General features: G+C 37.9%; 10 protein-coding genes. 5 read left to right on the forward strand and 5 right to left on the reverse strand.

What is annotated here, in order from left to right; genetic code table 11:
• Positions 1-10 precede the first annotated feature (10 nt).
• Positions 11-1,162: an SIR2 family protein gene (locus L2737_RS06245; RefSeq protein WP_248955145.1), complete on the forward strand. Its 1,152-nt coding sequence runs from the start codon at positions 11-13 to the stop codon at positions 1,160-1,162.
• Between the two features lie 39 nt (positions 1,163-1,201).
• Here L2737_RS06245 and L2737_RS06250 read toward each other — a convergent pair whose 3' ends face one another.
• The gene (locus L2737_RS06250; protein WP_248955404.1) at positions 1,202-1,375 is read right to left on the reverse strand and encodes a hypothetical protein; all 174 of its coding nucleotides are present in this window, start codon (positions 1,373-1,375) and stop codon (positions 1,202-1,204) included.
• Positions 1,376-1,738: 363 nt separating this feature from the next.
• On the opposite strand from L2737_RS06250, the gene L2737_RS06255 reads away from it, so the two are divergent.
• From L2737_RS06255 to L2737_RS06270, 4 genes are all read left to right on the forward strand, one after another.
• Complete coding sequence (locus L2737_RS06255; RefSeq protein WP_248955146.1) at positions 1,739-4,585, forward strand: UvrD-helicase domain-containing protein; 2,847 nt, start codon at positions 1,739-1,741, stop codon at positions 4,583-4,585.
• 519 nt (positions 4,586-5,104) lie between these two features.
• Entirely contained in the window at positions 5,105-5,725 is a 621-nt protein-coding gene (locus tag L2737_RS06260) for a hypothetical protein (protein WP_248955147.1), read from the forward strand.
• 135 nt (positions 5,726-5,860) lie between these two features.
• On the forward strand, positions 5,861-6,604 hold the full coding sequence (locus L2737_RS06265) for an abortive infection family protein (RefSeq protein ID WP_248955148.1): 744 nt from the start codon (positions 5,861-5,863) through the stop codon (positions 6,602-6,604).
• A gap of 358 nt (positions 6,605-6,962) precedes the next feature.
• Positions 6,963-7,796, forward strand: a complete 834-nt coding sequence (locus tag L2737_RS06270; RefSeq protein WP_248955149.1) for a pPIWI-associating nuclease domain-containing protein — start codon at positions 6,963-6,965, stop codon at positions 7,794-7,796.
• A 291-nt stretch (positions 7,797-8,087) separates the two neighbouring features.
• On the opposite strand, the gene L2737_RS06275 is transcribed toward L2737_RS06270, so the two are convergent.
• From L2737_RS06275 to L2737_RS06290, 4 genes are read right to left on the reverse strand one after another with little or no spacing between them, the layout of a single operon-like run.
• Complete coding sequence (locus tag L2737_RS06275; RefSeq protein WP_248955150.1) at positions 8,088-9,422, reverse strand: TniQ family protein; 1,335 nt, start codon at positions 9,420-9,422, stop codon at positions 8,088-8,090.
• A complete protein-coding gene (locus L2737_RS06280; RefSeq protein WP_248955152.1) occupies positions 9,412-10,407 on the reverse strand; it encodes a TniB family NTP-binding protein in 996 nt (331 codons plus the stop codon). The genes L2737_RS06275 and L2737_RS06280 overlap by 11 nt, the downstream gene beginning before the upstream one ends.
• Entirely contained in the window at positions 10,407-12,464 is a 2,058-nt protein-coding gene (locus L2737_RS06285) for a transposase family protein (protein WP_248955153.1), read from the reverse strand. Before L2737_RS06285 ends, L2737_RS06280 begins: the two co-directional genes overlap by 1 nt.
• 2 nt (positions 12,465-12,466) lie before the next feature.
• Complete coding sequence (locus L2737_RS06290) at positions 12,467-13,114, reverse strand: Tn7 transposase TnsA N-terminal domain-containing protein (RefSeq protein WP_248955154.1); 648 nt, start codon at positions 13,112-13,114, stop codon at positions 12,467-12,469.
• Positions 13,115-13,144 lie beyond the last annotated feature (30 nt).

The following is a 13,144-nucleotide window of genomic DNA, read 5'->3' on the forward strand; positions in this document are numbered from 1 at the left end:
TTGGTCAGGTATGAATAATATTGGATATAGAATTTTTGTAGTTGGTGCAGGATTTTCTGTACCTGCGGGTTTGCCGACGGCGCCAGAGTTATATGGTTTAGTTAAATCTCGTATTGAGTCTGTGCATGGCACTGACACTAAATTTCACCGTTCACTTGATGAGTTCATTGATTATAAACAATCAACTTGTAATGTTAATACCACACACGATGATGTGGATTTAGAAGAATTTATGTCATTTTTGGATATAGAGCATTACTTATGGCTAGAGGGAAGTGACACATTCAGTTCGCAAGGGAATGGAGCTCAGTTGCTAATCAAGAAATTTATTGGGCAAATTATTCATGAACGAACTCCTGATGGTCAAGACCTACCTTCAGAATACATTGAATTTGCTAAAAACCTAAAATCTACGGATGTAGTTATTACACTAAACTATGATGTCATATTGGAGCGCTCACTTGAATATGTTGGAAAGTCATATAGGCTCTTCCCGCATCGTTTCAGCTCGACGAGCGATCACGGAGGAACGGTCGGTAATGACAATGACGAAGTTGTTATATTAAAACTTCACGGCTCCCTAGATTGGTTTACTAAAGAAGACTACCTAAAAACTATTACCTCGTACAGAAAACAGAATTTCCATCAATTACCAACAGACCCTATTTTTAACAATAATGATAAGTATGGACCAATTCCTCTAGTTGATGGTCCTAGAGTTGGGGATGACCCACTTGAATTTGTACATCGTGTTACCAATTTGGATTTGTTTTATTCAAATTATAATCCACCGGGTGTGCCAATGATCTTGTCGCCTTCACATATGAAAATTGTGTATGCAAACCCGTTTATAAGCTTTTGGCATGGGTTAGGAAAATCGGGAGGTTTCAATTTTGGAATTAATATCGTAGGTTTTTCATTACCTGAACATGATGATTATCTTCGTGTTTGCTTATATAAAATGATTAAAAATTACCAGTGCTTTGAATGGGATCTAAAATTGGATGGGGTTACGAAAGACAATGTGAAAATAGTTGACTTTCGGTCTACTGAAGAAGGTATCTCTCAGTTAAAGAAAACTTATAGCTTTGTCGATAATAGTAAATTATCTTACTATCTTGATGGTTTTTCTAGCGATGCGGTAAAGTTTTTGTTCGCGTAAAAAAGGTATAACAAGAGACTATGGCGTCAATAGCTAATTTTATGCTTTTGGCGCTTCCCACATGACACCATCCCTTAGCATCGAATTTAGCGTTACAACCATCTTTCTAATACAGGCTTTGAGTAAGGGTAAGGTTTTGGCTAACTCCCCACGTTCGTTATCTAGCGGTAGCGGGGGTAAATGGTTGTATGCTTGGTCAGCCTGCCATTTCATGTTTAAACACATTCTTATATCGACATAAATAGATAGTTCAGTGTACTTATGTCGATTCAATCGACATATAAAGCAATCATGTTTATAAAACTCAAATTAATCGACATATATTGCGATAATCAGCCGATGAAAACTTCTAACATCTATGCAGGTTATCGCTATCCAGCTCAACTTTTTGATACCTCTTGAAACTATTTATAATAATTTTAAAAGCAATTGTAATATGCAGAACAATGGTATCGATATTAATATTGTAATATCACTTTATTCACGTCATTAAAATTTCTTAGGTAGCTCGTAAGGCTCAATTAAATAAATAACTGCTGCCGATGTCATGCTTCACTTTAAATTAGGTTACTAACGATGCTTACCAAAAAAAATCAACTTCAATTTAGCTGGATAGGTAAGCTTTTAGGTTATAAATCAATAACGTTAATTGATTCTTCGATTGAACTGCAAAATTCCAAACAAGAAACTCGTATCGAAATGTCTGATTGCATAGTATTCCCAATACTAAAACACAAATGGTATGGAAGTGAGCTGACTCTAGATATTGCTGGAAAAAAATATAGCTATCGTTTTCTAGCAAAGAAGAACTCTGAAATCTTCATGGATAACCTTAATACTGAAGTTGCACAATCAGTTAAAGGTTACATTTCTAGTATGGTTTTCACTTGGGAAGAAAACCTCATAAAGCATTACCCAAGGCAGTCCAAGGTTGATGAGTTATATAAAATTTGCTCCTTAATCAATAGAAGCTATAAACAAGAAACTTTGACTTGGGAAAAGTACCTAAGTGAGAGTTTACTATCTCAAGTTAGGCAAATCGTTAAATTTTATCCTGTTACTTACAAATCTCTTCAAGAACATCATGAGTCTATTCAATTAGAAAATAGACAGCATTTTTTTGATTGTGTGGAATCTAACCCTTTAACTCAAGAACAACGACTTGGTGTACTTCGTTCTGACGATTTGAACATGGTGCTTGCTGCAGCTGGAACGGGTAAAACGTCAGTTATGGTTGCAAAAGCGCTCGACCTGATAGATAGAGGGTTAGCAAAGCCAGAAGATATATTAATCTTGGCTTACAACAAAGCTGCCGCTAACGAGTTAAAAGAACGTTTAGATGATAAAGCTACAAGAAGCGGTATCCCTTTAGACAAAACGCCTCATATATCTACGTTTCATTCACTTGGAAGGCAAATGTTAAAAGAGGCGAAAATATCAACCTACATGAGCATTTTCGTTGAAGACCCAATAAAGCTAAAGCAATGGGTAACGGATTGGTTATTAAATTATTTATCAAAAGATACAAGCAGGCTAGTGGACTTTATCAGCTTGACTCCTGAGCCTGTTGACCCGTTTACTATCAAAACTCAGGCAGAGTACGAAGCTTATGTTCGAGATAATGAACTGAGAACGTTAAACAATGAACTAGTTAAAGGTTACCAGGAGCTTGTAATCGCAAACTTTATGTACCTTAACGGCATTCCTTATACTTATGAAGATAGATATGTCAGTAAACGCAGAGTTGAAATTGGCTTTGATTACAGCCCTGATTTTCATTTAGATGGCACTGATATTTACATTGAACATTTTGGCATTGATAGAGAAGGTGGGACACGCCCTGATATCGATGCTGAGCAATACAATGAAGAAATGGAAAGTAAGCGTGCTTTACACGTTGAGTTTGAAACAACTTTAGTAGAAACATTTCATTATGAATGGGTCGAAGAAACGCTGACTATTGGACTTGAGAAGCAGCTAAAAGAATTGGGTGTAGAATTTAACCCAATCAACAGTGATGAATTACTCGAAAAACTACAACAGTCAGGGAAAATAGGCAATTGGAGTGACTTACTCTTAAAAGCACTGGCATCGATAAGAGTAGAAAGGCTTGATTACGATGGTATGTTTAGGAGATTTGAGAATGCCAACATATCACAACCGCAAAAGTACACATCATTACTGGATGCTTTGCATGTAGCTTATGTCGAAGAGCTCAAAGAGCAAGACGCCATTGATTTTGATGACATGATAATCAGAAGTATGGATTCGATAGAAAAAGGGCTGTACGTCCCTAAATGGTCTTACGTTCTAGTCGACGAATTTCAAGATATCTCCACAGCTCGAATGGATTTGGTAAAAGCCATTGTTGATAAAGGCCCAAAACCATCACTAACGGTAGTTGGAGATGATTGGCAATCCATTTACCGATTTTCAGGTGGTAAACTTGAATTGACCACTCGTTTTGGTGAGCTTGTAGGTCAGTATACTGAGTCAAAACTTCAAAAAACCTTTAGATATAATAATAGTATTGCTGATACTGCTGGGCTGTTCATCATGGAGAACCCTGAGCAATATAAAAAGCATATTGAAACACATACTCAAGTTGAGAGCTCACAAGTGTACTTACTTGATGACAAAGTGGGAGTCCGTGACGGTGTTTATCAGAGAGTCTCGGAAGTTGTTTCGAAGATAAAAAGCCAAGATGAAAATGCCACCATTGCTATCATTGGTCGTTATAACTATCTCTTAAATGAATCAAAAGCCGCTTTAGCAAAAGCAGGGTTAAATAATAATGTTTCCCTATGGAGTTTTCATAAATCAAAAGGGTTAGAAGCTGATTATTGTATCTTAATTGGATTTTCACAGGGTAAGTTAGGCTTTCCTAATGACAATATCGACCAAGCAGTCGTAGAAGCATTATTACCGACTTTAGATGCATATCCTCACTCTGAAGAAAGAAGACTACTTTATGTTGGTCTAACGCGTGCCAAGAAAAAATCCTACATCATTGGCGACCCTAGTTCGCCATCATCCTTTATTTCAGAGCTACTCGCGCCAAAGTTTGAAGTAAATATACATTCAAAGGCTTTTCAGGAACGCTATAGAAAAATGTTTAAATGCCCAAATTGCCAAGACGGTTATTTAAAACTGATTAATGGTAAATTTGGTGGGTTCTACTCATGCAGTACGGGTAAAGGCTGTAAGGTCGGTAAGGCTAGAGTATGTTCTGATTGCGGAGCACCTTCTATCGATAAACGTTCTACAAGCGACTGTAACAATCAAGATTGTAATCATTCAATGAAGATTTGCGACAAGTGTGGAAGACCGATGAAACTCCGCAAAGGAAAGTTTGGTGAATTTTGGGGTTGTACCGGTTATGGAATAAAAGATGATCAATGCAGTAATACTCAAAAGCAGTGACTAATATTTATATTCGTGCTGGAAGCTTTAACTAAGAATTGTCCAGAAACAGGTTAGGTGATACAACTTACTTTTGTCCCAAAGCGAGTTGGTGCTAGCAATGGGATAATCAGTATAACCTTACTTTTTTTATCAATTATGACCGCCTTACTTGTCGTCTAAATGACTGGTTGCCTATACAGGTATAACTGTTATTTTCCAAATTGAGATAATTCTGGCACCAAAGGATTCGTAAAATGAACTTTTTACGCATCGATAATTTTGTAACATTCGAGAAAACCCATATATATCAATCTACTGCGGTTTTTTTAAGTGTTGTATAGACCTCGTAAACAAAGACGCATTCTTTTTCCGGCAGTATTTTGAGCATTACTTACGTATTAGCGAAAATATTCGATTTACAACAAGAACTTAGCAATGGTACCTTTGAAGTTTGAATTGAGCAGCCTGGAACATTATTGTGCTGCAATTGAATAAGCTATTAGCAGTTTCGAAAGCATCACGGAGTAGGGTTTTACAATGAGCATGGATTACTGGGAATATCAGCAAGAAGAGGCAATGAGTGAATATTACGAAGAGTTGTATCTTTCCGAATTTAAAGAGCGAGCAATTGATGAGTTTACAGCTGAGAGGCTTTGCTCTTATTATGTCGATAACTCAAAACTATTAGATGACTCGTTTCGTGCATTTGATGAGGCAAAAAAGGTTGCTGCTTTATCCCCTACATCTGGGTTAATAATGGCTGCAATTTCTATAGAACTTGCAATTAAGATCGGGTTATTGAAGCCAATCGTTTTTGGCTTTGTGCATAGTGAAGCTGTTGCTGAATCAATTTCAAATACTGTTATAAAGCAGACAGGAATTGATCGTTTTAAAGCTCTATTAGTCGAACTATTAAAAAATATTTCACAAATTGACATAGTTACATATAAAAGAACAGGGCAACAAAATATGTCGCTCTGGGACGAGCGCGGAAAAGTTCAAACCCTAAGAAACTCAATTTCTCATCGCGGATCACTCACCTCAGCTCAAGACTGTCAACTAGCAATTGATATTGCTGATGCTGTATTAAATGAGCTCTTGCCGGATGTATTGGCTTCTCTAGGTTTACGCATACAAAACAAAATCATCGTAGAATAAACTACTAACAAGGCAATCAAGTCGGACGCGTAACACTTGGCTCGCGCTCCTTCGTCGCTAATTTTAGCCAAGTGTTTCTTGCCGCTTATTGCGGCGTTAAGTTTTTAAACCGAGAAATATTCAACTATGGATGTAATGCAAGAACTTGAAACGGATTATGAGCGAGCGGTCTGTTTACAGAATATTCTCATAGCGAGGGCTACCGGAGAGACGCCAAGAACTGGTGATTATCAATTACTCCGCCAGATTCTCATGGAAAAGGCAGCGCTCAAACAGCTCATGCCTTCGTTTGTCCGAACTAATCGTGACCTTAATCAGTTTTGGCAATTCATCAAATATGAATTTGAAAAGTATCAGCAGCGTCGAGATTATATTTATAAAGAATTTCAACCGCTGCTAGATATGCTAGAAGGGAAGAATCAAGCACCAGCAGATACCTCAATTTCTGAAGCCTTGAAGTCTTTTGATGAGGCAGGAGTACATGCTGCTTGGGAAAAAGCCTTAGATCGTAGAGTTGATGATCCAGATGGAGCAATTACAGCGGCTAGAACTCTATTAGAAACTGTATGTAAGCATATTCTTGATCTTCAAAAAGTTGCGTATAACTCCAAGAAAATCGAGATTCACGAACTATATAAGTTGGTAGCAAAAGAGTTGAACTTGTCACCTGATCAGCATAATGAAGCTGTTTTTAAGCAAATTCTTGGAGGCTGTTCGGCAATAATTAGTGGGTTAGGTACGCTAAGGAATCGACTTGGTGATGCTCATGGTCAGGGGAAGGTTAGCGCCAAGCCATCCCCGAGACATGCAGAACTTGCTGTGAATCTTGCTGGCTCTATGGCAATATTTTTGGTCAGCACATGGCAAAGCCGACAGTAAAGAAACTTGAGGATTTAATGATTTGAACATAGAGGGTTTAGGGCTGGACGCATAGTCCGCGGAGCAGGGTCACTGGATACGAGCCAATCAACCACGCATAGCGCGAAGAAGAGAGGTAAGAATCATGAGAAATAAAATTCAAAAAACAGTGAAAAATACAGCAACGCAATTACGAGGTTTCTGCACATTGGAGACCGCCCTGATAATAGTAGGATGGATAGCTTTTGCTATCGGCATTTATGTAGTTACGGACCCTTTGGGGAAACTAATCATTCTGGCTGTATCCAGGGTCCTGCCCTAAGTCCTTTGCGTTCAAACTTAATGGGCGATTGTGCTAATTTAAGCTCAACAGGAAGTTATGAAGCTAAAGAAATTACAAAACCTAGATTTTATGCAAAAGTTTCAATCTCTTTTGGAGACTGAATTTGAGCATAAGCTTTTCATTGCAAGTCTAAGAAACTATGCATCTCATGGCAATCCTCTAAGATTTCACAATTTTGCGTTCTCAATGCGCGAGCTTGTGCTTCATGTACTTAAGAGAAAGGCTCCCGTAAAAAAAATAAAAAAAGTTTCTTGGTATGTACGTGAAAGCGAAAAGCACGAAGTTACTAGGCGCCAGCAGTTAAAATATTGTGGTCAAGCAAATATATCAGATGAGTATCTCGGAGAGGATATACTAGAGCACTTGAATGAGTGTATCTCTGAGTTCTTGGACGAGTTTCACTTTTTCAATAAATATACTCATATCACAGAGAAGTATTTTGAGGCATGCCCCAAAAAATTCTTTGAGGATGCTAGACAGGTTATAAAAATTGCAAGTGACTCGTTAAGTCAGCTAGATGACATAGAGCGTATCGTTATTGATGCGCTTGAAGAGAAAGTTCATGATTCAGTGGTAACCACTGCTGTTGGTGCTATACCCGATAGTCTATCTACTATTGCCAATCATGTATTCGTTGATTATTCAGAAGTCGAAGAAATAGAATGTACGAAAATTGATCATGAATATATTCATGTTACAGCGAGAGGCACAGTGCACGTAACTCAAGAATACGGGCCAAAAGATGACTTATGCACTATAAATGAAAGTTACCCATTCTCACTAGAAATGAAATCACATGTTGGAAATCCCGATGACTTTAAAATTGAAGCAGAAGAGTTAGATGTTGATACGTCATCATGGTACGAATAAAACTTAACAAGGCGCTGCTACGGAAAATTTACTCGCTGCCACTCCTAAACTTCCGCATAGCGCGGCGTTACCACATATCAGGTTGCCATACTTTACCTAATGGAAGTTGTTGCTTTCAGAGTTTCAGCTTTAAATGATTTCTGTCTATAAGTGAGCTAGATATTTAAAGAAGTGCCAAAATTCACTTTGTAACTTCACCTACATCAAATCATAAAAGTTAATATTGATAAGTTTAGTTTTATAAATTGTTGTGACCCAATAAGAAATTAGATGTAGGTTTTATATTTACCTTTAAAACTCTAAAGAAAGCTGGTTTTTTAACTTTCTAATATTGAGGACATCATTGTAATCCACCAACTCATCACTATTATATCCAGCCCACCTCGGAATACGGGCCTTCCCACTCTTTCTAAACGCTAAAATTTCTTCTCTAGAAGCGCCAGTTATTCTAATCGCTTTATCTATATCCACCATTCGTTTTTTGATGCCATCAAAATGCTTCTTCGCAAACCTGTGCAGTGTTTTACTGTCACAATAAATAGAGTCTAACAAAGTTTTACCTGGTTGATAGCCATAAGCAAGTTCGCCTTTATAAAGCGCAATGACAACATCTTGCATTTCTATATCATTTTTTAACAGCAAAGCCTTAAAAGAGGACATCGGTTCCATTTTTGTAGAAGGTTTAGTTAAAGAAATCATTAAAAATAATGGCGATACATCAACAACGGATTTATTTGATAATCTTGCATTTGTTTGCGTTCTAATAAGTCCTTCTGAGGCTAACGTAGTTAAACCTTCAATTGTGATACCGATAGATTTACAAGCTTCACTAGCAGATAACCAAACTTCAGACACATTTGATAAACATCTTATGTGACACTGCTCTGTTTCTTTTTTTAAGGTCTTTACCGCAGGCCAACTGGTTTTTAAGTGACTTAACAGCCTTATTATTTCTACATTAGCAATGCTCTTTGTGTAATACCCTGAGATTGAATGAATCGATTGTTTAGCCCATTTTTTCGCACAATCTAAATCAGTTAGCAGTGCGTAGCCCAATTTCAATGCGTATTGGAAATTTGGTAATTGTGGATACTTAGTAGATTTGATTGGGCCTATTTTTTCATAATGATGTGCAGCCAGTAAGACATCGCTTACTTGCTCATGTGAAAGGTGAAGGTGTTTATTACGTTCTGCAGTTAACGCCTTGTGGCAAAAAACGTTCGTACATCTTGCTTGTAACAGCGTAGGTTCAAATTTTAATAATGAGTTGCAATGAGAGCAGACACTTATCAAGTCATTACCATGTATTGCACAATATGACTGAAAAGGATTCTGCCATTCATTACGGTAATACGGCTTTTCTCTGATACAGTCTGGGCAAATCTTAGGAGTCAGTTGCAATGAATAATTAAACAGTGGACTCTGCATGCTGGATAAATGAGTGCGCTTTGGTAGCAACAAATCAATTTCAGGTACATTAGAGTCGATGCACTTTATAACACGGTTCAATTGAGCATCACTCACTAAAGCAGATGTCCTGGTTAATCCGTTGCGAGTAATCAAACGAAGTAGGTAACCAATTGGGGCTTCATTTTCGATTTGAGCGGGTTTAATACTAAACTGCATAGGTTTGTTTTTTCGAATATGTAAGATGATTGGATTTTTCTAACGTGTTTCTTTTCTTTGCTTCTAAAATAGTATTGTTAATCCACTGTATTTCGGACAGATTTACAAAAGGATTATCAATACCTTTGCAATACAGATTAAAATTGATACTTAATGCTTGATATAGAGATTCTAAATCAGGGCTTCTCATACAATTTTCTTGAATGAATAAATCATTCAACGTACTCATGCTTTTCTCTTGATAAGCGACATATACTCGGTCATAAAACTGCTGATGTAATACATTGGAGGGGTCTAAATCAGGCCCTATGATTTGCTTAAGATACCAATTTACACAATCAATCCACTGACTTTGCCTTGGTGCATGACGCCTCAATGGCAGCGGCCGTAACATGCGCCGTGATAATTGCTCATTATCATTAAGTTTCATGTTGTGTTCACCAAATGACATTAGCCTTGAGGCAAGTTGACTACCGGCAAAAACAATGGAGCATTGAATTGCATCTTCATCGAGTAACCAGCAAAGATATTTGATGATGGATTGAAACAAAATGCCGTCATAGGATGTAGAAAGGTTTTGTATCTCATCTAAAATGATGAGTTCTACCTCTTGCTCCTTTAGTAAGGTAATGAATTGAGTTTCTAGCTCCGAGGAATGCGGCCTATTTCTAATAGGCGGACCTCCCAACGCAGAAATCAACGTTTTCATAAAATCGTTAACGTTTGATTTGCCTTGACGTACTGCATAATAGAAAACAGGTATTGTCTTTTTTTCAATGTCTTCAACAGGTTTATATAATTTCTTATAAGCTTTGAGCAAATGTGTTTTGCCTTCGCCTGAAGCGCCATAAATAAGCAGTCCTTTTTTAGTACACTGCTTATCGAAATACATGCCATGGACCATCTTAATCCGCTTAATTGTCTCATTGACTTTATCGCTCTTAAATATGTCGTCTTCCGCTATATCGACGGTTAAATCACGCATTACCACTTATCCTTGCCATGTTTATTTTCAAATTCATCAAAGCTTGAGTGAATGACATCGTCTTCTTCAAACGTCTCATGCACATTACGGACGTTTTCATTGAGTCCAGCACCTCGCGTCGCCTCTTGCGGAGGCGGGTTTGATTTAACATCAACATGTTGCATCGAAGTAATCTTGTGTGACTTTTGTATTCTTGCCTGTGTCATCAGGCCAGCCTTGTTATTGTCTTCATAACTCGGAGTTGCTGGACCTCGTTTAGGAGAGCGGCGTTTACTTATGGGGTAGAACTGCTCAATTTTTAAGACATTACCTGTATTAAGCGGAATGACCCCCTCTATATCAATAGACTCCGTGATGTTTGCCGTTTTATTAAGTTCGTTAAATGAAATAGGCTCAGGGCTATCATGCACTTCTATGTTTCTAGCAACGACTTCAATTTGTTTGTGACTGCCATAAGGCATCGCGGTTACCGTAACTTGACGAGCATCAAAGTGGTCAAAATACACTTTCACTTGAGGAGTCTCATTACAACCAAATTCTTTTAGTTTTCCATACAACTCTCTTAATTCAGCACTTTCAAAAACTTGCTTATTACAACGCACTGAACCATTAGGCTGTAGCTTGCTCGTATCTTGGAACAGCTCTACATGAAAAGCTTTTTTTACGTCATCGTAGCTATAGTGGTCTCGTGGGGTGTTAATAAGTGATGCCTTCCATAATTCACTTGGTGTTTTACCTGTCGATGGGTGAGGGGTGTTATGGTAATCAACTAAATAAGTATTTAATAACCGCTTAAAGTCGTTCACTGTCAAGTTAGCAACGTCTTTGGGCGGCTTAGTTTGTGACGCACCTTTGTCTGTCCGTTTAGCAACGAGTGAGTTTAAGCCAATGGTAAACTCACCTGAAGCCGTTTCAATATGAGTACCTTTCAAACAGCTATTGCGAAAATTATTATTGAAACTTTCAATGAAAGGCTTCTTTTCAGGGTGGTTAGAGGGACAGTAAACGATGTTAACGCTTAATGACTCTGCCAGTTTTTTAATTAATGTATTGTTGTATCCTGGCCCGTTATCTAACACGATAGATTCCGGTCGTCCTGAGAACGGTAAGTTATCAGTTGACGTAAATATGTTGCGCAGTGAATTCAATACACCTATTTTATTTTCGGAGCCGAAATCGAGAACGACAGATATGATGGCTCGAGTGTAAACATCAATAGCAAGGTACAGTGAGATGCTTGGTGTCACCACTTGAGTATCATCATCAATTAAGCACAAATTAAAACAAACACGGTCTAACTCTACTCGCTGCAAAGCAAAATGTGTTTTTATTTTCTTTTGCAAAGATAACAACAGCCTGTTGCGCTCTTTTTGTGTCAGGTTAGGATTATTAAGTTTTAGGGATACTTCGTTAAGCTGACCAAGCCGACGTCTGAATGTGCGCTGAGATACCACTTTGATTTCATCATTTTCGATGGCTGCTTTCTTCGCTTTTCTTATATAGCTACGGTAATAGTTTTTAATAATGTTTGAATTAGAATTAGAAAAAGCTGTATTAATAAAGGCAGATAAATGTGCCTCTGTTGCAACACTTAAACGTGTACGACAATCCCTTTTCTTACAAGCGAGCGCTTCAAGCTCATAATCTGAACTAACAAAACGTTTCCAATACTTACAGAGCGTTTTCCAGCCAGGATGCTTACTGCACATCGTTTCAGGGTGCAATGTTTCTACTAATTCAATCACCTTCAAATAAGTGATGCGGGTTGTTGGCTTGTTACCTTGCTCTACAACCTCCTGCATTGCGTGCATGTATTTAATCTTGTCACTTGCGAATTCTTTTTGGTATTTAGTCAGCTCGATAGGCGCAGCTATTGGCAGCCGCATTTCAATCCGTTTTTCAGATATATTTTTCTCAAATACCTTACGGTCTAAATACACCTCTGTTTCAGCTGAGTTCTCTCCACTAAGGATGACACTATTGGCTGTCATCGCTAAGATTTGCTGAATGCCACCAGATTGAGTGTTGAACTCTGTACCAACAGTGTATCCGAACATGTTTAAGAGCCTACTCGCTGCAGCACTGAGTTTGCATTAATACATATCGAATTATCGTATTCATATAGTCCTGAAGTTAGGAGGGTATATGCTTCTGAAGAAGGGTATTGTGTATACGCTTTTAACTCTTCTATTAGAGCCCCTAAAGTGATGGTTTCGGGCAGCGTAAATTGTTCAGGTTTGAAAGAAGGCCTTAACAGGTAGTTGTCAGCTAACAATTTGAGATTATGAAATTCGACTTCATGTTCCTCAATACCTTTAGAAGCGATGAGCTCAATGCCCACACTAGTGGTACTTGTTGCATAGTAATTAAAATCTAGAATTCTTCTTCTGTATTCAGGGGTTGTAAACTTTTCGTGGTGGATCTCAAAATATCGCTCACTGCCATCCGTATACCTTACTAAGAAATCAGGCGTATACCGACATTTCTTACCTAATATCTCAAGGTGCATACTTTCTGGTTGCGCGGCATAAGATTCAACATTGGGATTAGTCTCGAGACGTAAGGCTAGGAGCCACTCAAGGTAGGTTTCTAACTGAAGTGCACAGTCAGACTTCTTTGAATAGAAACGAATGACGTACCTATCTCTATGTATGTTTGCACTTCTTTTTACACCCATAAAACCTCTAGCATTAATCTTAACTGCCAACCTTAACACTCCTTGAATTCTAGTAAAATT

This window comes from Shewanella electrodiphila, assembly GCF_023283985.1.
GTDB classification, from domain to species: Bacteria; Pseudomonadota; Gammaproteobacteria; order Enterobacterales; family Shewanellaceae; genus Shewanella; species Shewanella electrodiphila.

Bases quoted from the DNA above. Each gene is read 5' to 3' on its own strand.
- L2737_RS06245 (WP_248955145.1), top strand. From the start codon at position 11: ATGAATAATATTGGATATAGAATTTTTGTAGTTGGTGCAGGATTTTCT.
- L2737_RS06250 (WP_248955404.1), bottom strand. From the start codon at position 1,375: ATGAAATGGCAGGCTGACCAAGCATACAACCATTTACCCCCGCTACCG.
- L2737_RS06255 (WP_248955146.1), top strand. From the start codon at position 1,739: ATGCTTACCAAAAAAAATCAACTTCAATTTAGCTGGATAGGTAAGCTT.
- L2737_RS06260 (WP_248955147.1), top strand. From the start codon at position 5,105: ATGAGCATGGATTACTGGGAATATCAGCAAGAAGAGGCAATGAGTGAA.
- L2737_RS06265 (WP_248955148.1), top strand. From the start codon at position 5,861: ATGCAAGAACTTGAAACGGATTATGAGCGAGCGGTCTGTTTACAGAAT.
- L2737_RS06270 (WP_248955149.1), top strand. From the start codon at position 6,963: ATGAAGCTAAAGAAATTACAAAACCTAGATTTTATGCAAAAGTTTCAA.
- L2737_RS06275 (WP_248955150.1), bottom strand. From the start codon at position 9,422: ATGCAGTTTAGTATTAAACCCGCTCAAATCGAAAATGAAGCCCCAATT.
- L2737_RS06280 (WP_248955152.1), bottom strand. From the start codon at position 10,407: ATGCGTGATTTAACCGTCGATATAGCGGAAGACGACATATTTAAGAGC.
- L2737_RS06285 (WP_248955153.1), bottom strand. From the start codon at position 12,464: ATGTTCGGATACACTGTTGGTACAGAGTTCAACACTCAATCTGGTGGC.